Origin of the sequence: Variovorax sp. PAMC28562 (assembly GCF_014303735.1) — a bacterium.
In the GTDB taxonomy this organism is placed as follows: domain Bacteria; phylum Pseudomonadota; class Gammaproteobacteria; order Burkholderiales; family Burkholderiaceae_C; genus Variovorax.
Genome location: NZ_CP060296.1, coordinates 2,894,118 through 2,915,276, shown reverse-complemented (window position 1 = coordinate 2,915,276; position 21,159 = coordinate 2,894,118). Strand labels below are relative to the sequence as shown.

19 protein-coding genes and 1 tRNA gene are annotated in these 21,159 nt (G+C 61.3%); 3 read left to right on the top strand and 17 right to left on the bottom strand.

What is annotated here, in order from left to right:
* Positions 1–4 precede the first annotated feature (4 nt).
* The 16 genes from nuoH to H7F36_RS13665 all read right to left on the bottom strand — a co-directional run bounded on the left by nuoH (position 5) and on the right by H7F36_RS13665 (position 15,983).
* Positions 5–1,081 (bottom strand): NADH-quinone oxidoreductase subunit NuoH, encoded by a 1,077-nt coding sequence (nuoH, locus tag H7F36_RS13740; RefSeq protein WP_187051348.1) that lies wholly within the window; start codon positions 1,079–1,081, stop codon positions 5–7.
* The gene (gene nuoG / locus H7F36_RS13735; protein ID WP_187051347.1) at positions 1,078–3,243 is read right to left on the bottom strand and encodes an NADH-quinone oxidoreductase subunit NuoG; all 2,166 of its coding nucleotides are present in this window, start codon (positions 3,241–3,243) and stop codon (positions 1,078–1,080) included. Before nuoG ends, nuoH begins: the two co-directional genes overlap by 4 nt.
* Before the next feature lie 16 nt (positions 3,244–3,259).
* Positions 3,260–4,600, bottom strand: a complete 1,341-nt coding sequence (nuoF, locus tag H7F36_RS13730) for an NADH-quinone oxidoreductase subunit NuoF (RefSeq protein ID WP_187051346.1) — start codon at positions 4,598–4,600, stop codon at positions 3,260–3,262.
* Complete coding sequence (gene nuoE, locus H7F36_RS13725) at positions 4,600–5,130, bottom strand: NADH-quinone oxidoreductase subunit NuoE (protein ID WP_187051345.1); 531 nt, start codon at positions 5,128–5,130, stop codon at positions 4,600–4,602. The genes nuoF and nuoE overlap by 1 nt, the downstream gene beginning before the upstream one ends.
* A gap of 8 nt (positions 5,131–5,138) precedes the next feature.
* Positions 5,139–6,392, bottom strand: coding sequence for an NADH-quinone oxidoreductase subunit D (locus tag H7F36_RS13720; protein ID WP_187051344.1), 1,254 nt, complete (start codon positions 6,390–6,392; stop codon positions 5,139–5,141).
* Positions 6,392–7,000: an NADH-quinone oxidoreductase subunit C gene (locus H7F36_RS13715; protein WP_187051343.1), complete on the bottom strand. Its 609-nt coding sequence runs from the start codon at positions 6,998–7,000 to the stop codon at positions 6,392–6,394. The genes H7F36_RS13720 and H7F36_RS13715 overlap by 1 nt, the downstream gene beginning before the upstream one ends.
* Positions 7,001–7,013: 13 nt before the next feature.
* Complete coding sequence (locus tag H7F36_RS13710; RefSeq protein ID WP_012748606.1) at positions 7,014–7,493, bottom strand: NuoB/complex I 20 kDa subunit family protein; 480 nt, start codon at positions 7,491–7,493, stop codon at positions 7,014–7,016.
* A 15-nt stretch (positions 7,494–7,508) separates the two neighbouring features.
* Positions 7,509–7,868, bottom strand: coding sequence for an NADH-quinone oxidoreductase subunit A (locus H7F36_RS13705; protein ID WP_187051342.1), 360 nt, complete (start codon positions 7,866–7,868; stop codon positions 7,509–7,511).
* A gap of 68 nt (positions 7,869–7,936) precedes the next feature.
* Positions 7,937–8,021, bottom strand: a tRNA-Leu gene (locus H7F36_RS13700).
* Positions 8,022–8,139: 118 nt separating this feature from the next.
* Positions 8,140–8,538, bottom strand: coding sequence for a preprotein translocase subunit SecG (gene secG, locus H7F36_RS13695; RefSeq protein WP_187051341.1), 399 nt, complete (start codon positions 8,536–8,538; stop codon positions 8,140–8,142).
* 29 nt (positions 8,539–8,567) lie between these two features.
* Entirely contained in the window at positions 8,568–9,320 is a 753-nt protein-coding gene (gene tpiA / locus H7F36_RS13690; protein ID WP_187051340.1) for a triose-phosphate isomerase, read from the bottom strand.
* Between the two features lie 5 nt (positions 9,321–9,325).
* Positions 9,326–10,324, bottom strand: coding sequence for an NAD(P)H-quinone oxidoreductase (locus tag H7F36_RS13685; protein ID WP_187051339.1), 999 nt, complete (start codon positions 10,322–10,324; stop codon positions 9,326–9,328).
* Between the two features lie 97 nt (positions 10,325–10,421).
* Positions 10,422–12,722 carry a polyribonucleotide nucleotidyltransferase gene (gene pnp, locus H7F36_RS13680; protein WP_187051338.1) on the bottom strand — a complete coding sequence of 767 codons (2,301 nt, stop codon included), beginning with the start codon at positions 12,720–12,722 and terminating at the stop codon, positions 10,422–10,424.
* Positions 12,723–12,930: 208 nt separating this feature from the next.
* On the bottom strand, positions 12,931–13,197 hold the full coding sequence (gene rpsO, locus H7F36_RS13675; RefSeq protein WP_187051337.1) for a 30S ribosomal protein S15: 267 nt from the start codon (positions 13,195–13,197) through the stop codon (positions 12,931–12,933).
* Positions 13,198–13,467: 270 nt separating this feature from the next.
* The gene (locus H7F36_RS13670; RefSeq protein WP_187051336.1) at positions 13,468–14,628 is read right to left on the bottom strand and encodes a pyridoxal phosphate-dependent aminotransferase; all 1,161 of its coding nucleotides are present in this window, start codon (positions 14,626–14,628) and stop codon (positions 13,468–13,470) included.
* A 56-nt stretch (positions 14,629–14,684) separates the two neighbouring features.
* Positions 14,685–15,983 carry a branched-chain amino acid ABC transporter substrate-binding protein gene (locus tag H7F36_RS13665; protein WP_187051335.1) on the bottom strand — a complete coding sequence of 433 codons (1,299 nt, stop codon included), beginning with the start codon at positions 15,981–15,983 and terminating at the stop codon, positions 14,685–14,687.
* A 450-nt stretch (positions 15,984–16,433) separates the two neighbouring features.
* Between H7F36_RS13665 and H7F36_RS13660 the strand changes: the two genes are divergently transcribed.
* The gene (locus tag H7F36_RS13660) at positions 16,434–17,195 is read left to right on the top strand and encodes an alpha/beta hydrolase (RefSeq protein ID WP_410003025.1); all 762 of its coding nucleotides are present in this window, start codon (positions 16,434–16,436) and stop codon (positions 17,193–17,195) included.
* Here H7F36_RS13660 and tsaD read toward each other — a convergent pair.
* Entirely contained in the window at positions 17,158–18,192 is a 1,035-nt protein-coding gene (tsaD, locus tag H7F36_RS13655; protein WP_187051334.1) for a tRNA (adenosine(37)-N6)-threonylcarbamoyltransferase complex transferase subunit TsaD, read from the bottom strand. The two genes, H7F36_RS13660 and tsaD, sit on opposite strands and share 38 nt — an antisense overlap.
* Before the next feature lie 75 nt (positions 18,193–18,267).
* Here tsaD and H7F36_RS13650 point away from each other — a divergent pair, with 75 nt between their 5' ends.
* Both H7F36_RS13650 and H7F36_RS13645 read left to right on the top strand, forming a co-directional pair.
* On the top strand, positions 18,268–19,554 hold the full coding sequence (locus H7F36_RS13650) for a nitrate regulatory protein (RefSeq protein ID WP_187051333.1): 1,287 nt from the start codon (positions 18,268–18,270) through the stop codon (positions 19,552–19,554).
* A 350-nt stretch (positions 19,555–19,904) separates the two neighbouring features.
* Positions 19,905–21,149, top strand: coding sequence for a CmpA/NrtA family ABC transporter substrate-binding protein (locus H7F36_RS13645; RefSeq protein ID WP_187051332.1), 1,245 nt, complete (start codon positions 19,905–19,907; stop codon positions 21,147–21,149).
* Positions 21,150–21,159 lie beyond the last annotated feature (10 nt).

Below are 21,159 nucleotides of genomic sequence, written 5' to 3'. Positions count from 1 at the left end.
CCGTTTATTTCCAGATGTTGAAAGGGGTCTGCATCCAAGCGCCGACCACGACCAGCCACACGAGCGTGATCGGAATGAAGATCTTCCAACCGAGCCGCATGATCTGGTCATAGCGAAAGCGCGGGAAGGTCGAGCGAACCCACAGGAACATCGTGACCACGCAGAAGGTCTTGATGCCCAGCCAGATCCAGCCCGGAATGAAGCTGAGGAACTCGAACGGCGGCAACCAGCCGCCCAGGAACAGGATAACGGTCAGGATCGAAACCAGCCACATATTGGCGTATTCGGCGAGAAAGAACATGGCAAAGCTCATGCCCGAGTATTCGATCATGTGGCCCGCGACGATCTCGGACTCACCTTCGACCACGTCGAACGGGTGACGGTTGGTCTCTGCCAGGCCGGAGATGAAGTAGACGACGAAGATTGGCAGCAACGACAACCAGTTCCACGACAGCAAACCGACGCCCATCGATGCGAAGGTGCCCCTGCCCTGCCCCATCACGATGTCGGTCATGTTGAGACTGGCCGACACCATCAGCACGACGACGAAGCAGAAGCCCATCGCAATTTCGTAGCTGACCATTTGCGCCGATGCGCGAAGTGCACCAAGAAACGCGTACTTCGAATTTGAAGCCCAACCAGCAATGATCACGCCATAGACCTCCAGCGAGGTGATGGCCATGACGAACAACAGCCCGGCGTTGATGTTGGCCAACGCGACTTCAGGCCCAAACGGAATCACGGCCCAAGCCGCCAGCGCCGGCATGATCGTCATGATCGGGCCGAGCAGGAACAGGCCTTTGTTGGCGACCGTCGGAATGATGATTTCCTTGGTCATCAATTTGAGCGCGTCCGCGATGGGCTGCAGCAAGCCGAACGGGCCGGTGCGGTTTGGCCCGATGCGGATTTGCGTGAAGCCGATCGCCTTGCGTTCCCACAGCGTGAGGTAGGCCACGGCGCCCATCAACGGCAGCACCACCACGACGATCTTGATGAGCGTCCAGACGATTGGCCAGACCACGGCGGTCCACCAGCCAGCCCCTATCAGGTCATGGCCGAAGCCGAAAATCGCGTCGATCATGATGCCAGCGCCTCTGCGGCCGGGACTGCGTGGCGCCGGTCGTAGGTGCTGCGAGCATCAGCGGTGAGCTGCAGCGACGGCGCGCGCCGGACGATAGAGTCGAGCTGATAGATGCTGGCCACCACGGGTGCCGCAGCAGTTTCGCTCGACGCCGCTGCAAGAGCTTGCGTAGCGTTGCTCAGCTTGTCGGCCGACACCTGCGTACCCTCGCCAATACTGCGAAGCACGTCTGCCGTCGACTCGAATGCGAAGCCTTGAAGACCGAGCAAATTGGCAAGCACGCGCAGCACTTTCCACGCGGGACGCGCTTCGCCGAGCGGCTTGACCACCGCATGGAAGCTCTGCAGCCGGCCTTCGGCGTTGACGAACGTACCCGGCGTTTCTGTGAACGGCGCGATGGGCAACAGCACATCGCTGAATTCCAGATTGGCCTTGAACGGGCTCAACGTCACGACCATCTGAGCTTTGAACAGAGCATCGGATGCCGCAGCACCGATGGCGGAGTCGAACACCGGTTCGTTGTTGAGGATCAGCGCCGCCTTGAGGCCGCCCGACATCATTTGCGCGGCGTTCAGGCCATTGCTTTTCGGCATCGCGCCGACGAGTTGGGCGCCGACCGTATTGGCCGCTTCGGTCAGGTAACCGACGCTCGCGCCGGTCTGTGCGCCAATCCACTGGGCCAGCGCAAGCAGCGCGCCCGCGTCGGCGTGGTGTGCGGCGGCATTGCCTAGCAGGATGGCTTTGCGCTCGCCGCTGAGCAGCGACTTTGCAATGGCTTGCGCCACATCGCTCGGTGCATCTTTGGTTTCGACTGGCGAGGTGGTGCCAGCGCTTTGCCCGATGGCGGAAGCGATGCCTGCCAACGCGGCAAACCACTGTTCGGCGCCCACGCGCACAACGCTGCCCGCCTTCATTGCCCACGCGTCGTCATCGGCCATCAACGTGGCCGACGTGACGACGCTGAGCGCCCCGCCCTTGCGCACCGATTGACGAATGCGCTGTGCAAACAGCGGGTGCTCTTTACGCAGGTTAGAACCGATGACCAGCACGCGCTGCAGTTGCGACAACGATGCGATCGATGTGCCGAGCCAACGAATGCCTTCGAACGCGCCGAACTCTGCGTTGCGCAGGCGGTAGTCGATGTTGTCGCTGCCGAGTTCGCGTGTCAGCAGGGTCGCGAGTTGCAGTTCTTCGAGCGTACTGTGCGGGCTCACCAGCGTGCCGATGCTTTGTGGGCCGTGATCGGTCTTGATCTGCTTCAGACCGTTGGCAACGTATTCAAGCGCGGTTTGCCAGTCGACTTGCTGCCATTGGCCACCCTGCTTCAGCATGGGCTGCGTCAGGCGCTCGGGACCGTTGAGCGCTTCATACGAGAAACGGTCGCGGTCGGCGATCCAGCATTCGTTGACATCTTCATTCTCCAGTGGAACGACGCGCATCACCTTGTTGTTCTTGACCTGGACGATCAGGTTGGCACCGGTCGAGTCGTGCGGACTCACCGACTTGCGGCGCGACAGTTCCCACGTGCGGGCACTGTACCGAAACGGCTTGCTGGTCAGTGCGCCGACCGGACAGATGTCGATCATGTTGCCGGACAGTTCGGAGTCGACAGAGTCACCGACGAAGGTTTCGATCTCGGCGTGCTCGCCACGGTGCGACATGCCGAGTTCCATCACGCCTGCCACCTCCTGGCCGAAGCGGACACAGCGCGTGCAATGGATGCAGCGGCTCATCTCTTCCATGCTGATCAGCGGGCCGACGTCCTTGTGAAAGACCACGCGCTTTTCTTCTTCGTAGCGCGAGCTCGATCCACCGTAGCCGACCGCCAGGTCCTGCAACTGGCATTCGCCGCCCTGGTCGCAGATCGGGCAGTCGAGCGGATGGTTGATGAGCAAAAACTCCATCACGGACTGCTGCGCCTTGATGGCCTTTTCGCTCTTGGTGCGAACGATCATGCCCTGCGTCACGGGCGTAGCGCAGGCCGGCATCGGCTTGGGCGCCTTCTCGACGTCGACCAGGCACATGCGGCAGTTGGCCGCGATGCTGAGCTTCTTGTGATAGCAGAAGTGCGGGATGTACGTCCCCGCCTTGTCGGCCGCATGCATGATCATGCTGCCCTCGATGATTTCGACCTTCTTGCCGTCGAGTTCGATTTCAACCATTTTTGTTTACCGGGCCTCAGGCTTTGGCAGCCGCATTGGGCGCATAGCCCGGAATCAGTGCCTCGAACTCGTGGCGGAAGTGCTTGATCATGGCGCGCACCGGCATCGCGGCGGCGTCGCCCAATGCGCAAATCGTGCGACCCTGGATGTTGTCGGCGACGGAGTTCAGCAGGTCCATGTCGGTTTGCTTGCCAAGACCGTTGTGGATGCGGTCGACCACCCGCCAGAGCCAGCCGGTGCCTTCGCGACACGGCGTGCATTGACCGCACGACTCGTGCATGTAGAAGTACGACAAGCGGCGTAGCGACTCGACCATCGAGCGGCTGTCGTCCATAACGATGACCGCGCCCGAGCCGAGCATCGAGCCGGCCTTGGCGATGGAGTCGTAGTCCATCGTGCAATCCATCATGATTGCCGCCGGCAGCACTGGTGATGAAGAACCACCGGGGATCACCGCCTTGAGCGTGCGGCCCTTGCGAACGCCGCCTGCCAGTTCCAGAAGCTTGCTGAACGGTGTGCCCATTGGCACTTCATAGTTGCCGGGCAACTCGACATCGCCGCTGACCGAATAGATCTTGGTGCCGCCGTTGTTCGGCTTGCCGCATTCGAGGTACGCCGATCCGCCGTTGCGGATGATCCACGGCACGGCCGCGAAGGTCTCTGTGTTGTTGATCGTCGTCGGCTTGCCGTAGAGACCGAAGCTAGCCGGGAACGGCGGCTTGAAGCGCGGCTGCCCCTTCTTGCCTTCGAGCGATTCGAGCAAGGCGGTTTCTTCCCCGCAGATGTACGCGCCAAAACCATGCGCTGCATGCAACTGGAAGTTGTACGTGCTGCCCATGATGCCGTCGCCAAGGTAGCCGGCAGCGCGTGCTTCTTCCAGCGCTTCTTCGAAGCGGTCGTAGCTCGTGAAGATCTCGCCGTGGATGTAGTTGTAGCCGACGCTGATGCCCATCGCGAATGCGGCGATCGCCATGCCTTCGATCACGATGTGCGGATTGAACTGGAGGATGTCGCGGTCTTTGCAAGTTCCTGGCTCGCCCTCGTCCGAGTTACAGACAAGATACTTCTGGCCCGGAAACTGGCGCGGCATGAAGCTCCACTTGAGCCCCGTCGGAAAGCCCGCACCGCCGCGGCCACGCAAGCCCGATGCCTTGACTTCGGCGATCACCTGGTCAGAGGTCATGCCCTCGTTCAGGATTTTGCGCAATGCTGCGTAGCCGCCGCGCGCTTCGTAGTCGGACAGGCGCCAGTTGGTGCCATCGAGCCCGGCGTAGATCTGTGCGCCGATATGTCGGTCATGGAAACAGGTCTGAACGCCCGTTGCCTGAAACTGTGAAAGCACTTGATCGGGCGACATCAGGAAGCCTCTCCGGTGGTTGCACCGCGCAAACCGTCAATGAGTTGATCGAGCTTTTCGTTGCTCATGAAGCTGCACATCGTGCGGTCGTTGACCAGCATGACCGGCGAGTCCGCGCAGGCGCCCAGGCACTCGCTTTGCTGCAGCGTGAAGAAACCGTCGGCCGTGGTGCCGCCCATCACGATACCCAGCTTCTTTTCGAGATGCGCCAGCGCCTTGGCGCCATCACGCAACAGGCACGGCAGGTTGGTGCACACGTTGAGCTTGTACTTGCCCACCGGATGCTGGTTGTACATGTTGTAGAAGGTCGTCACCTCATGCACCGCAATCGGCGCCATGCTGAGGTACTCAGCCACATCACGCTCGCGCTGCAGGCTTACGTAGCCTTCTTCCTGCTGGATAAACGCCAGGCAGGCCATCACTGCAGAGTCTTTGCCTGCAGGCGGGTACTTGGCAACTTCTCGCGCGAACTTGTCTAGCATCTCTTGCGAGAGAGGCGCCGACGCATGCTTCAAGGTGTCTGAATTCATAGGTTGAATCACCTGTCGATTTCGCCGAACACGATGTCCATCGTGCCGATCACGGCGACGGCATCGGCAATCATGTGACCACGCGCCATCTCGTCGAGCGCGGCCAAATGCGGAAAACCTGGCGGCCGGATCTTGAGGCGGTATGGCTTGTTGGCACCGTCGCTCACTAGGTAGATGCCGAACTCGCCCTTGGGGTGCTCGACAGCGGCATACGCCTCGCCTTCGGGCACATGGAACCCTTCGGTGAAAAGCTTGAAGTGGTGGATCAACTCCTCCATGTTCGCCTTCATCGATTCGCGTGCCGGAGCCGCCACCTTATGGTTGGCGGTTATCACCGGGCCATCGTTCGTGCGCAACCAGGCAGAGCACTGCTGGATGATCCGATTGGCCTGGCGCATCTCTTCGATGCGAACCAGATAGCGGTCATAGCAGTCGCCAGTCTTGCCGATGGCGATGTCGAAATCCATCTGGTCGTAGACGTCGTACGGCTGCTTCTTGCGCAAATCCCATTCGATGCCGGAACCACGCAACATCGGACCAGTAAAGCCCAGGTTCAACGCGCGCTCCGGTGTCACGACGCCGATACCTACCGTGCGTTGTTTCCAGATGCGGTTGTCGGTGAGAAGTGTCTCGTACTCGTCAACCATCTTCGGAAAGCGCTTGCTGAAATCGTCGATGAAATCAAGCAACGATCCCTGGCGATTTTCGTTCAGCCGATCGATCGCCTTGGCGTTCTTGATCTTGCTGACCTTGTATTGCGGCATCGCATCCGGCAAGTCGCGATACACGCCGCCAGGACGGAAATAAGCGGCATGCATGCGGGCGCCTGAAACCGCTTCGTACATGTCGAACAGGTCTTCACGCTCGCGAAAGCAATAGATGAGCACGTTCATGGCACCGCAGTCCAGACCATGCGCACCCAGCCACAGCAGATGGTTCAGCAACCGCGTGATCTCAGCGAACATGACACGGATGTACTGCGCCCGGATGGGCACCTCGAGGCCAAGAAGCTTCTCGATGGCGAGGCAATACGCGTGCTCGTTGCTCATCATCGACACGTAGTCGAGGCGGTCCATGTAGGGCAACGACTGAATGAACGTGCGCGACTCGGCGAGCTTTTCAGTCGCGCGGTGCAGCAGACCGATGTGCGGATCGGCGCGCTGTATGACTTCGCCGTCGAGCTCGAGCACGAGGCGCAGCACACCGTGCGCTGCCGGATGCTGCGGGCCGAAGTTCAGCGTGTAATTCTTGATTTCCGCCATCAGTGCAGTCCGCCGTAGTTGTCTTCGCGAATCACGCGTGGCGTGACCTCTCGCGGTTCGATCGAAACGGGTTGATAGACGACTCGCTTCTGCTCGGCGTCATAGCGCATTTCGACGTGGCCCGACACCGGGAAGTCTTTGCGGAACGGATGGCCGATGAATCCGTAGTCGGTCAGGATGCGGCGCAAGTCGTCATGCCCTTCGAACACGATGCCGTACAGGTCGAAGGCTTCGCGCTCGAACCAGGTCGCGGCACTCCACACAGGCTGCAAAGAATCGACGACCGGCAAATCTTCGTTGGGTGCGAACACCTTGAGTCGCACACGCTGATTCAGGCTGACCGAAAGCAGATGCGTCACGACGCAAAACCGTTCGCCATGCCATTCCCCGTCGCGGTACTCGGAGTAGTCGAGCCCGCACAAATCGATGAGCTGCTCGAAGCGGCAACCAGGCGCATCGCGCAGCATGACTGCCGCTTCAATGTAGTCGGTAGCGTCGACCACCACAGTCACTTCACCCAAAGCCAGCTTGATGCTCTTGGCCTTGACGCCCAGCGTCTCGGTGATGTTCGCCAGAAGCGCGTCGGGCGAAATTGCAAAGTCCGTCATCGTTTGCAATTCCTCAGGCGCGGGCAATGGTGTTGGTGCGGCGAATTTTTTGCTGCAACTGGATCACTCCGTACAGCAATGCCTCGGCGGTGGGCGGGCAACCCGGCACATACACGTCGACAGGCACGATGCGGTCGCAACCACGCACGACGGAATAGCTGTAGTGGTAGTAACCGCCGCCATTGGCACACGATCCCATCGAGAGCACCCAACGCGGCTCGGGCATCTGGTCGTAGACTTTGCGCAAGGCAGGAGCCATCTTGTTGCAGAGCGTGCCCGCCACGATCATCAGATCGGACTGACGCGGACTCGGCCGAAACAACATGCCGAAGCGGTCGATGTCGTAGCGGGCCGCGCCCGCATGCATCATTTCAACTGCGCAGCAGGCCAGACCGAATGTCATCGGCCACAGTGATCCGGTCTTCGCCCAATTCACCACTGAGTCGTATGTGGTGGTGACGAAGCCTTCTTTCATGACGCCTTCAATGGCCATTGCGCAAATTCCTTTTCATTCCCAATCCAGGGCGCCTTTTTTCCACTCGTAGGCGAAGCCCACGACGAGGATGGCGAGAAAGATCATCATTGCCCAGAAGCCAACGGCCCCGATCTCCTTGAGGGCAATAGCCCATGGGAACAGGAAGGCAATTTCCAGATCGAACAAGATAAAGAGAATGGCGACCAAGTAATAGCGCACATCGAATTTCATGCGTGCATCCTCGAAGGCTTCAAAACCGCACTCGTAGGGCGCGTTTTTTGCGGCGTCGGGCCGGTTGGGGCCGAGGACGTAACCGATAGCTTGGGGAAGGATGCCGACGCCGACGCCGACCAGGATGAACAGCAGGACTGGAAGGTAGGAATCGAGATTCATCGGATGTTTTTATCACCGCTTGCCACCGACACACCGCAACGTGGTCGTTGCTGCGTGTCGGTGAGATTTGGTGCGGTCGGCGAGACTCGAACTCGCACAGCTTTCGCCACTACCCCCTCAAGATAGCGTGTCTACCAATTTCACCACGACCGCGGTTTTTTCTGTCCGGATGGCATGAGGAACCCGTGAAGGTTTGGCTTTCCAGACAGCTTTAGAGTTTACCCTCAAATGCAACGTTTTCTGTTGGCACGTCGCACCGAAAGCAACATCATTACTTCGACGGAATCTGCGCAGCGCCCGATGCCGGTGCGGCCGGTGCCGATGCTGGTGCAGGCGCACTGCTCGACGGGATCTGCGACGCTGCGCCCGCCGCCGGTGCAGCAGGTGCGCCGATCGCAGCGCGCTCCAGCAAACTATCACCGCCAGTGGGACGCGCGTGGCTGAAATAAGCCAACAGCAAGGTGCACACGAAGAAGACCGCAGCAAGCACAGCCGTAGTGCGCGAAAGAAAGTTCGCACTTCCGCTGGCGCCGAAGAGGCTGCCGGCACTGCCGCTGCCAAAGGCCGCGCCCATGTCGGCGCCCTTGCCATGTTGAATCAGGATGAGGCCAATCATCACGAGCGCCGACAGCATCTGCACGCCGACCAAAAGATTGAGGACTATGTTCATTCGTTCTTACTCCAGGGGTTGCAGCGCGCTCAGGCGGCTGCGGCAATGATTTGCAAAAAGTCAGGGGCCTTGAGCGATGCGCCGCCGATGAGGCCGCCGTCGATGTCAGCTTGCGCGAGCAGTTCTGCAGCGTTCGCTGCGTTCATGCTGCCGCCGTAAAGGATGCGGATGCCGGCAGCGTGTTCACTGGCCGCGTGGTGCAACTGCGCACGCAACACCGCATGTACCGCTTGCGCTTGTTGGGGCGACGCGGTCTTGCCTGTACCGATAGCCCATACGGGCTCGTACGCTACGACGATTTCGCTGATGCAATGCCCGTTCACATGGATCACTGCGGCCAGCTGTCGCTTGACGACTTCCTCGGTTTGGCCTGCTTCGCGCTGCGTCAACGTTTCGCCGACGCAGATGATCGGCGTGATGCCGTTGGCCAGCGCTGCCGCTGCCTTTGCGGCAACGACTTCGTCAGTTTCACCGTGGTATTGCCGACGCTCCGAGTGGCCGACGATCGCATAGCGAACGCCGAACTCTTTCAGCATCGCGGCCGATTGCTCACCGGTGAAAGCGCCCTGAGCATGCGCAGAGATGTCTTGCGCGCCCAAAGCGAGCTTCGAGCCGGCGATCAACGACTGCACTTGCGCAAAGTATGGCGCCGGAGCGCAAAGCGCCACATCGCATTCGATATTGCCAAGGCCTTGCAGAAGCGCGCGCACCAACGTCTCGTTGACATCGAGGCCACCGTTCATCTTCCAATTACCGGCAATCAACTTGGTGTGTTTCGTCATCGCATTCACCACGTCAACACGATCTTGCCGATGTGCTGGTTCGATTCCATCAACGTATGAGCCTGCGCAGCGCCACTCGGTTCGCCAACAGCGGCAAAAGTGCTGTGAATGACAGGCCTGATTGCGCCAGATTCGAGCAACGGCCAGACCTTTTCGCGCAGCGACTTGGCGATGGCACCCTTAAAGGCGATCGGCCGCGGTCGCAATGTCGAACCGGTTACGGTTAGCCGACGGCGCAGCACGAGGCCTGCATTGAACTCGCTGTTCACGCCTCCTTGTACCGCGATCATCACGAGACGGCCGTCTTCGGCCATGCACTCGATCTCGCGCGCTACATAGCTGCCGGCGACCATGTCGAGAACGACATCGACCCCCCTGCCGCCCGTGATCGCCTTCACCTCTGCCACGAAGTCGGTGGTCTTGTAGTTGATAGCGTGGTCCGCGCCCAGCGTCCGGCAGGCGGCACACTTTTCATCGCTGCCAGCCGTGACGATGACGGTTGCACCAAACGCCTTGGCAATCTGAATCGCCGTGACGCCAATGCCGCTCGAACCGCCCTGAATCAACAAAGTTTCGCCCTTTTGCAGCCGGCCGCGGTCGAACACATTGCTCCACACGGTGAAGAAGGTTTCAGGCAAAGACGCAGCGTCTACTTCGCTCCAGCCCGTTGGCACCGGGAGGCATTGCGCTATCGGCGCGACGCAATATTCAGCGTAGCCGCCGCCCGCTACGAGTGCGCAAACGGCATCGCCGATAGCAAAGCCTGCCTCGGCCATCGCTTCGGGATCGCCCGAGAGGATGCGCCCCGCCAATTCGAGGCCCGGCAGATCGGACGCACCGGGCGGCACTGGATAGTGACCCGTACGTTGCAACACGTCGGGCCGGTTGACGCCGCTCGCGACCACGCGAATCAGCAGTTCGCCCGCGCCGGCCACCGGCTCAGGGCGTTCCACCACGCGCAGCACCTCGGGGGCGCCGTACGAACTGATTTCAATGGCTTTCATGATCTTTCCAGGCTGCAGCGTCTGCCTTGTGGACAGGCGCGGGCTACCGTGAGAAGGCAGCGGCAGTGGCTCCAGAGCCAACACCGCCTCGCCCTTCTCACTCTTGCGATTCGCGAGGTGCTTGCTCGGCGACAGGCGCCGGCTGGTCATTGCGCGAGTCGCTGCGCGGCTCGTTGCGCTGCTCGTTGTTGAAACGCGGCTGACGCTCACCACGGTCACCACCGCGGTCACCACGGTCGGAGCGCTCGCGGCGCTCGCCACCACGGTCTTCACGCGGCGCGCGTTCCTGGAACTCCATGCCAGCCGGACGCTCCGTCAGTGCCTTCATCGACAGCTTGACGCGACCCTTTTCGTCGGTCTCCAACACCTTGACTTTGACGATCTGGCCTTCGGTCAAGTAGTCCTGCACTCGCTCGACGCGTTCGTGCGCGATCTGGCTGATATGCAGCAAGCCATCCTTGCCCGGAAGCAGGTTGATGAGCGCACCGAAGTCCAGAATTTTGGTGACCGGGCCTTCGTAGATCTTGCCGATTTCGACTTCAGCGGTGATCTGTTCGATGCGCTTCTTCGCTTCTTCGGCCTTGGCCGGATCGGTCGAAGCGATCGTGATGGTGCCGTCTTCGTCGATGCTGATCTGCGTCCCGGTTTCTTCCTGCAGGCCGCGGATGACAGCGCCGCCTTTGCCGATCACATCGCGGATTTTTTCCGGGTTGATCTTGAGGGTCATGAGGCGCGGTGCAAAGCTCGAAATTTCGGTCTTGGCTTCGCCCATCGCTTCCTGCATCTTGCCCAGGATGTGCATGCGCGCTTCCTTGGCTTGCGCCAGTGCAACCTGCATGATTTCCTTGGTGATGCCTTGGATCTTGATGTCCATCTGCAGCGCGGTGATGCCGTTGGTCGTGCCGGCCACCTTGAAGTCCATGTCGCCCAGATGATCTTCATCGCCCAGGATGTCGGTCAGCACCGCGAAGCGGTTGTCTTCCTTGATCAGGCCCATGGCGATGCCGGCGACGTGCGCCTTCATCGGCACGCCGGCATCCATCATCGACAGGCAGCCGCCGCAGACCGAAGCCATCGACGACGAACCGTTCGATTCCGTGATTTCCGAGACCACGCGAATGGTGTACGGAAATTCTTCCTTGGTCGGCAGCATCGCGGCGAGCGCACGCTTGGCCAAACGGCCGTGACCGATTTCGCGGCGCTTGGTCGAACCCATGCGGCCGGTTTCGCCGGTGGCGAAGGGAGGCATGTTGTAGTGGAACAGGAAGCGGTCTTCGTACTCGCCGGCCAGCGCGTCGATGCGCTGTGCATCGCGTTCGGTGCCCAGCGTCGTGATGACCAGCGCCTGCGTCTCACCACGGGTGAACAAGGCCGAGCCGTGCGTGCGCGGCAGCACCGAGTTACGAATTTCGATCGGGCGCACGGTGCGCGTGTCGCGACCGTCGATGCGGGGTTCACCCGACAGGATCTGGCTGCGAACGATCTTCGATTCGATAGAAAACAACAAGTCGTTGACCTTGCCGGCATCGAACGGTTCGCCGCTCGCCTTCAGCGATGCCATGACACTGGCGTTCGCTTCGCGCAGCGCTTGCGTACGCGCTTGCTTGCTGCGGATCTGATAGACCGCGCGCAGTTTTTCTTCGGCCAGACCCTTGACCTTCGAGACGAAGGCTTCGTCCTCGGCGGGTGCCGTCCAGTCCCACATCGGCTTACCGGCGTCACGCACCAGTTCGTGAATCGCATTGATTGCGATGTTGGCCTGCTCATGCCCGAACACAACGCCACCGAGCATGATTTCCTCGGACAGTTGCTTGGCTTCCGACTCGACCATCAACACAGCGGCTTCGGTGCCGGCGACGACCAGATCCATCAGCGAATCCTTGCGTGCTGTCTGACCCGGGTTCAGCACGTACTGGCCGTTGATGTAGCCGACACGTGCGGCGCCGATCGGTCCGCTGAAAGGAATACCGGAAATCGACAGCGCGGCGCTGACGCCGATCATGGCAGCGATATCGGCGTCGATTTCAGGGTTGAGCGACAGCGTGTGGATGACCACGTGCACTTCGTTCAAAAAGCCTTCCGGAAACAGCGGGCGGATCGGGCGGTCGATCAGGCGGCTGGTCAGCGTTTCGTGTTCGCTTGGCTTGGCTTCGCGCTTGAAGAAGCTGCCGGGGATCTTGCCCGCAGCGTAGGTCTTCTCGATGTAGTCGACGGTCAGCGGGAAGAAATCCTGGCCGGGCTTGGCCGACTTGGAAGCGACCACGGTCGCCAGGATCACGGTGCCTTCGATGTCGACGATGACTGCGCCGCCAGCCTGGCGGGCGATCTCACCGGTTTCCAGAATGACGGTCTTGTCGCCCCATTGGAACGACTTGGTGACTTTGTTGAAGAGGCTCATGTCTTACTCCTGTTTTAGCTGACGAACCCACACGGGTTCGCCGGGAGGGAGCGCTTCTCAGAACACGATGCCATTCCAGTGAAGCTCGGCTGGAACTTCAGTGGAATGACACAGCTTCGCTCTGTTTCGGCACTCCTGAATCGATTCGCGAAGCAAAAAACGCCTGAGCTAGTCGTGCTAACTCAGGCGTTTTTGCATGCGATTCGGCTTACTTGCGCAGACCCAGCTTGGCAATCAGCGCGGTGTAACGTGCGGCATCCTTCGACTTCAGATAGTCGAGGAGCTTGCGTCGGCGGCTCACCATGCGCAGCAGACCACGGCGACCATGATGGTCCTTGGCGTGCGTCTTGAAGTGGGGTGTGAGCTCGTTGATACGGGCGGTCAGCAGCGCGACTTGCACTTCAGGACTTCCGGTGTCGTTGGCGGCGCGGGCGTTGTCTTTGACGACTTCGGCCTTGATGGAGGCTGCGATCATTTGATATTTCCTTGTTCCGATCCCGACCAGCCCAAAGGCCTGCCCGGAGTGTTTGACTTGCGGTGTGCGCTGGAACTGCACGCACCGTGCGCCTTGCGGCATGCAAAGCCGTGGGATTATAGCTCGCCCCCAGGTCGCGCTCACTTCGTGTAGCGCTCCCACCCCCTGGCCGGGGGCAACACCGGCGGCCTGGCGAAGCCAGTTCCGCGGTGTTTCACCAACGGGCGCCAGGCCTGCGGCCGGCGCCAGACGGCTGCTTCGATGCCTGCTCTACTTTTGGGCGGCCACCCAGGTTTTTAGCCGGTCTACCCCTTGGACCAGGCGAGCGGGGTCTTTGGACGCGAAGCACCAGCGGAGCCAGCCTTGGGCTTCGGGGGCAAAGGCGTTGCCGGGCGCCAGGCCCAGACCCGCTTCTACGACGAGGCGCTTGGCGACTTGCAGGGAGTCGCCAAAGCCTTCGAGTTGGAAGAACGCGTACATGCCGCCCTTGGCCGCGGCGACGTTGACGCCGGGCACCGCCGCCAGCAACGGCACCAGCGTGTCGCGGCACAGCTTCAGGTGCGCAACCACCCGTGGCGTGATGTCGTTCCCGTGCTCGATGGCTGCGACGCCGGCGCGCTGGGTGAAGACACTGGCGCACGAAGTGTTGAATTCGATCAGCTTGCCCATGCCGTCCACCATTTCGGGGGGCATTACGAGCCAACCGAGACGCCAACCGGTCATGAGAAAGCTCTTGGAAAAACTGTGCGCCACCACGAGTCGGTCGTCGGGCACCGAGATGTCGAGAAAACTGGGGGCGCAGCCATTCGGCGTCGGTTCGTAGTAGAGGCGCTCGTACACCTCGTCGGCAAGGATCCATGTGCCTGTCTCGCGGCAATGATCGAGAACGGCCTGCTGCTCGGCACGGCTCATGGTCCAGCCGGTCGGGTTGTTCGGCGCATTGACGATCAGCAGCTTGGTCTTCGATGTGATGGCAGTGCGAAGCTTGTCGAGATCGAGCGTCCACTCGCCTTGCACCGGCACCAGCGGCACGCAGACAACGTTGGCGCCGAGGATGGCAGGCTGCGCCGTCAGATTCGGCCAGACCGGCGTCACTGCGACCACCTCATCGCCTGCATCGACGAGTGCCTGCACCGCCAGCATCAGCGCATTGACGCCGCCGGACGTGATCGCGATGCGCGATGCATCGACCGCGGGGTGCATCGCGCTGGTGTAGCGAGCAACCGCCGCGCGCAATTCGGGCAACCCGAGGTTGTGCGCATAAAACGTTTCACCGCCGTTGATCGAATCGATCGCCGCCTGACGGATCACCTCCGGCGTGACTTCGTCGCTCTCGCCGAACCAGAAGGCCAGCACGTCGTCGCGGCCGAGTCCGGCGTTGGCGACTTCGCGAATCTTGGAGGCTTCGAGGTTCTGGATTGCTTTGCGCATGTGTTGATTCCTGCCCTGTGGAGATTCGTTGACTGCCGGTGATCGATCGCTTGATTTCAGCGTTCAGGCCGCTGCATTTTGCAGGTGGTCGGCAGCTCGGCGCGCGCGGCGTCGATGTTCTTCACGACGCGAAAACCGTAGCCCGAGCCTTCGACATCGAACGGGACACCCGGCGCGCCCAGACGGTCCATCATGCCGACGACCAGCGACTGCTGGAACTGATGGTCGCTCGCACGCATGCGACCGCTGCGACCCGCGAGGCTGACGTTGGCCTGCTCCAGCTTCTGCGCGACCGGCATGGCCTCGACGCTGCCGGCCTGTTCGACGGCCTTGGCCAGCGCTTCGATCATCAGTTGCATCCGCATATGCACATAGTCATCGGTCGGATTCGGAAAGCGCTGCCTGAACGCACGGTAGAACGTTGCCGACTCCGGCGTCGGCACATTCGGCAGCCAGTCCGCAACGGCGAGCACGCGGCCGACGCCCGCATCCCCGATGGCAGCCGGCGCACCGAGTGCGTTGCCATAGAACGTGTAGAACTTGCCCTCGTAGCCGACCTCGCGCGCCGCCTTCACCAGCAAGGTGAGGTCATTCCCCCAATTGCCTGTGATCACCGCTTGTGCCCCACTCGACTTGATCTTCACCGCATAGGGCGCGAAGTCTTTCACGCGGCCCATCGGGTGCAGTTCATCGCCCACGATCTGCACATCGGGGCGCTGGAGACCCAGTTGTCGCCGGCTCTCGCGCAACACCGCCTGGCCGAAGCTGTAGTCCTGGCCGATCAAGTAGACACGCTTGACGTCCTGATCGTCTTTCACCACGTCCATCAAGGCAGCAACGCGCATGTCGGCGTGCGCGTCGAAGCGAAAGTGCCAGAAGCTGCAGCGCTCGTTGGTCAGCACCGGATCGACCGCCGAATAGTTGAGGAACAGCACGCGTTTCGAAGGATCGCGCTCGTTGTTCTTGTCGATGGCATCGACCAGCGCCGCCGCAGTGGCAGACGAGTTGCCCTGCATCACGACGCGAGCGCCGTTGTCCATGGCCGCGCGCAACGCCGACAGTGCTTCTTCGTTCTGGCCCTTGCTGTCGTAGCGATCGAGTTGGAGCATTCGCGCACCGCCCGGCAGCGGAATGCCACCGCGTGCGTTGACGCGTTCGACAGCCCACAGCAGGTTGCGAGAGACGGCTTCGCCGGTGTTTGCGAACGGGCCGCTGAGGCTCTCGATCAATGCGATACGAATCGGTGCCGGAGACTGCGCGCGAACCAGCGAAACAGCCGACAGCAATGTCGACGCGCACAGCGCCAGCGTGCTGAATTTCAAGGCCTTGCGGCGCCAAATAAAGCGGGAGTTCATTGTCTTGAAACGCGTGGCGCGGTGCCTGGATGAAGTGGCAAGCGGCACTCTTGAATTGAAAGGCCGCGCAGTGTACGGGACACACGTTTCTTGACCCCGCCGTTCACACCACCCGTGGCTTTTCTCCCAGTGCGCCTGTTCAGCGTTGCCCGTCGCCCTGTCAACGTCGAACGAGACAGACTGGAAACGGCGTGCTGCTTCTAAAGCTCAGAAAATTATTGTTGCCTGCGAACAACGTCACAGAGCTTCAAACCAAGTAACGGCGGGGTCTTAGCCCCCTACCAAACGGGTCGGTGACTTTTTGTTTCCGACCTTTTTTGTTTCCGAACTCACAATTAGTGCGAAGAACATCACGAAAGTTGATGTTTTTACAGACTTTTCTCTTACATCGTCGCGAGCACGTTCAGCGGGCCTTCAGGTTTGCAACGGTTTGCGACTATCGGGATGACGATGGAAACGCACTTGAAATTGGTCAATGGCAATACGCCCTCAGACACCCTACTGGTGTTCTTGCCGGGGGCATTTTTGCAACCCGACGCGTTCGAGCGGGAGGGGTTTGTCAGCGCTGTCCAGGAACGCAATCTGGCGGCGGACGTCTTGTTGGTCGACGCCAACGTTTCGTACTACTACGACCAGACGTTCATCGAGCGCCTGCATACCGACGTGCTCGCGCCACAACGCGCTGCCGGATACAAATCGCTCTGGCTGGTCGGAATCTCGATCGGCGGTTTCGGGGCGTTGATTCATGAGCTGGCCCGCCCTGGTGCCGTCGACGGCATCGTGGCGCTGGCGCCATACCTCGGCCGACGCCCGCTGGGTGCGGAGATTCACAAAGCCGGTGGTCTGCGCGCTTGGAAAGCCCCGACAGGCCCCGCGCCCGACGAGGAAGTCGACCGCCAACTCTGGCCTTGGCTGCAGCAATATGCCAGCGCGAAATCTGCCGAAAAGCTGCCGCCGCTCTACCTCGGCTTCGGCTTGGCGGACCGCTTCGCTTCGAACCACCGGCTGCTGGCCGATGCGCTGCCGCGAGACCGCGTGTTCACGACGGAAGGCGGACACGACTGGCCGCAATGGTCGCAACTCTGGCGCAAGGTGCTGGATGTGTTGCCGCTGCCTTCCAGCGTCGGTGCCGACGTCGGCGCTCGACCTGTACCCCGCGGCGTTCCGGCCCACGCTACGTGGTCAGCGACGCCATTGGCCATCGCGGCTTGACGTCGAAGGCGTAGCGCTCGCTCGCCTCTTCCAATCCAGACTGCAGCCGCATGGCCGCAGCCATGGCAATCATCGCGCCGTTGTCCGTGCACAGATGCAACTCCGGGTAGTGCACCCGCACGCCGCGCTTCGCGCACGCCGCATTCAGCTGCTCGCGCAATGCGTGGTTGGCACCTACGCCACCTGCCACCACCAGTCTGTCAAGTCCCGTTTGCTCCAATGCAGCCATTGATTTCTTCAGCAGCACTTCGACGATCGCAGCCTGCGTCGACGCCGCGAGATCGGCCTTGCGCGATTCCAGCTCGCCTCCCAGCTTTTTCGCTTGGGTCATTACGGCGGTCTTCAGCCCCGCGAAAGAAAAATCGAGGTCACCACTGTGCAGCAGTGGCCGCGGCAGCTTGAACGCCATCGGATCGCCCTGCTCTGCCAGCTTGGCCAACCACGGGCCACCGGGATAGGGCATACCCATCAGCTTGGCGCTCTTGTCGAATGCCTCGCCCGCCGCATCGTCGATGGTTTCGCCGAGCAGCTGGTAGCGACCCACTCCGTCGACCCGCATCAGTTGCGTGTGACCGCCCGACACGAGCAGTGCAACGAAAGGGAATTCGGGCGGATCCGCGCTCAGGAACGGTGAGAGTAAATGCCCCTCGAGGTGATGGACGCCGAGCACTGGCTTGCCCAGCGCCGCGCCCAGCGCACAGGCCACGCCTGCGCCAACCAGCAGCGCGCCGGCCAGCCCCGGCCCCCGGGTGTAGGCCACGACATCGATCTCTGCGAGCGAGCGCCCGGCCTCTGCCATGACGGCCTGCGTCAGCGGCAGCACGCGCCGGATATGGTCACGACTCGCCAGTTCGGGGACCACGCCGCCGTAGGCCTGGTGCATGGCGATCTGGCTGTGCAACGCATGCGCCTGCAATATCGGCAGCGCCGTGCCCTGCGATTCGACCAGCGCCACGCCGGTTTCGTCGCATGATGATTCGATTCCCAATAAAAGCATCCAGCGAGTTTAGGGTGGTCCCCATACCGGGGCACGGATGTTGCTGGATGCCCGTCAGTCCCTATTGCCCCACACATGAATTCAGGATTGAGCTTTCTGGTCGCAGCCAGGCGATGCGAAATCGATGAGCTAGAGCAGCTGGCGCGTACCAGCGAGCTGGTCAGCACCATCGGCCGGCTGGTCCATGCGCTGCAGCGCGAGCGCGGGTTTTCCAACGTGCTGCTCGCCTCGCAAGGACGTCGCTTCGCGGCGCAACGCAGCGCCCAGATCGGTGAATGCGGACGCTTCGAACGCGAGGTTCGGGTCGGGTTCGACTTCCTCGAGAGCGAAGGCCGGCGTGCGGGCAGTGGCACTCGCCTGTTCAGCCGTATTGCCTGGGTGCTGCCCGGGCTGGACGCCCTTCCCACGCTGCGTCGCCGCATCGGTGCGCTGGAAACCAGTGCTGCAGAAGCGACAGCGGCCTTCGCGAAGCTGATTGCCGGCCTGCTGGCCGTGGTGTTCGAGGCAGCCGACGGCGCCACCGACCCAGAAATTTCGCGCCTGTTGGCGGCGATGTTCAATTTCATGCAGGGCAAGGAGTTCGCCGGCCAGGAACGCGCTTGCGGTGCCGCGGCTTTTGCGACGGGACAGAACGATCCGCTGCGCCAGCAGCAGTGGTTGCAACTCATCGCCGCGCAGGAGCGCTGCTTTCACGTGTTCGCCGACTTTGCCGGGCCGGCAATGAGCCAGCTCTGGCGCGAGCGCGAACCGGACACCGAGCTCGCCGAACTCGAACGTTTGCGCCGAATCGCATGCGCCGCGCCCGCCGGCGTGCCGCTCGACCCCGAACTCAGCGCCGTCTGGTTCGACTGCTGTTCGTTGCGCATCGACGCGATGAAGGATGTCGAAGATCGGCTGGCCGTGGATTTGCGCGACCTGTGCCGCGACAAGACGCTGCAGGCACGCGGAGAAGCCGAGTCGTACGAGGTCATGCTCGAGCAACTGGCCGGAGAGCCTGACACAGCAGCCACCGCTTTTTTCGACGAACCGGGCGCCGAGCCTGGCCCGCAAGTAGCCGGTAGCGGACTCACTTCCGCCGCAGCACCCTACGGCCATCAGCTCGAACGCTCGATTCTCGAGATGATGCAGGAGCAGGCGCAACGCCTCCAGGCCATGAGCGACGAACTCGACGCCGTGCGTACCGCCCTGAACGAACGCAAGCTCGTCGAGCGCGCCAAGGGCTTGTTGATGGCCCATCGTCGACTGACTGAGCCCGAGGCGCACCAGATGCTTCGGCAAACCGCGATGAACCAGAACCGGCGGGTCGTCGATGTCGCCGAATCAGTGCTTTCCATGGCCGACTACCTGCCCATCGGCAGCTGAAATGGTGCGTTGCACAAACGAAGTGCGAAATTGCAATTTCGGATGAAATCTTCTCCGAAACCAATCTCAGCCTAGCTTCAATGCTATCGATTGAGTAGCAACCACAGTGGCCGCAATGCTGGCACGCTGCTTGCACTCAGCTCTCACATAGACCAACGACGGTCTTCAGGCAGGCGACATCCAATGGCGGGTGTCGCCGACCCAACGGACAAAGGCGTCCTTATCTGCATGCGCTCGCTTTCGAGCAGCACATGCGCGGTGAGGACGCCTTTTTTGTTTTCCGCTTTGCCCTTTTGTTTCTGCCTTTTTGGCCTTGTTCATCCTTTCATTTATTCGGAGTTCGTCCCTCAATGACCGATCTGCTCATACCGAAGCTCAGTCGCCGCAAGATCTTGCAAGCCGCCGCCATCGGTGCGATCGGCATCGACCCCGCATTGCGTGCCGTCGTCTGGGCGCAAGGCTCCGACAAACCCGAGAAAGAAGAAGTCAAGATCGGCTTCATTCCTCTGACCGACTGCGCCAGCGTCGTGATGGCGTCGGTGCTCGGCATCGACAAGAAGTACGGCGTGAAGATCGTGCCGAGCAAGGAAGCCAGCTGGGCCGGCGTGCGCGACAAGATGGTCAATGGCGACCTGGACTTCGCCCACGTGCTCTACGGTCTGGTCTACGGCGTGCACCTGGGCATCGCCGGGCCCAAGAAGGACATGGCCGTGTTGATGACGCTCAACAACAACGGACAGGCGATCACGCTCAGCAAGAAGCTCGCAGACAAGGGCGCAGTCGACGGCCCGTCGCTCGCCAAGATGATGGCGACCGAAAAGCGCGAGTACACCTTCGCGCAAACCTTTCCGACTGGCACCCACGCGATGTGGATGTATTACTGGATGGCGGCAAGCGGCATCAATCCGCTTAAGGATGCCAAGTCGATCGTCGTGCCGCCGCCGCAGATGGTCGCCAACATGCGCATCGGCAACATGGACGGCTTTTGCGTCGGCGAGCCCTGGGGCCAGCGCGCCATCATGGACGGCATCGGCGTCACAGCCATCACGACGCAGGACATCTGGAAAGACCACCCGGAAAAGGTGCTCGGCACCACTTCGGAGTTCGTGCAGAAAAACCCGAACACCTGCCGCGCGGTGACCGCCGCGATCCTGGAAGCCGGCCGCTGGATCGACACCGGCCTTCAGAACAAAAACAAGATGGCCGAAACCATCGCCGACAAGAGCTACGTCAACACCAGCGTCGACGCGATCAACCAGCGAATCCTCGGCCGCTACACCAACGGCATGGGCAAGAACTGGGACGACCCGAACTTCATGAAGTTCTACAACGACGGTGCGGTCAACTTTCCCTACCTGTCCGACGGCATGTGGTTCACCACGCAGCACAAGCGCTGGGGTCTGATCAAGGAGCATCCGGACTACCTGAAGGTTGCGACGGAAATCAACCGCATCGACCTCTACAAGCAGGCCGCCACAGCCAGCAAGACGCCGGTCCCGAAAGACACGATGCGCACCAGCAAGCTGATGGATGGCGTCGTATGGGACGGCAAAAACCCGAAGGCCTACGCCGATTCGTTCAAGGTTCACGCTTAAGGAGCACAGC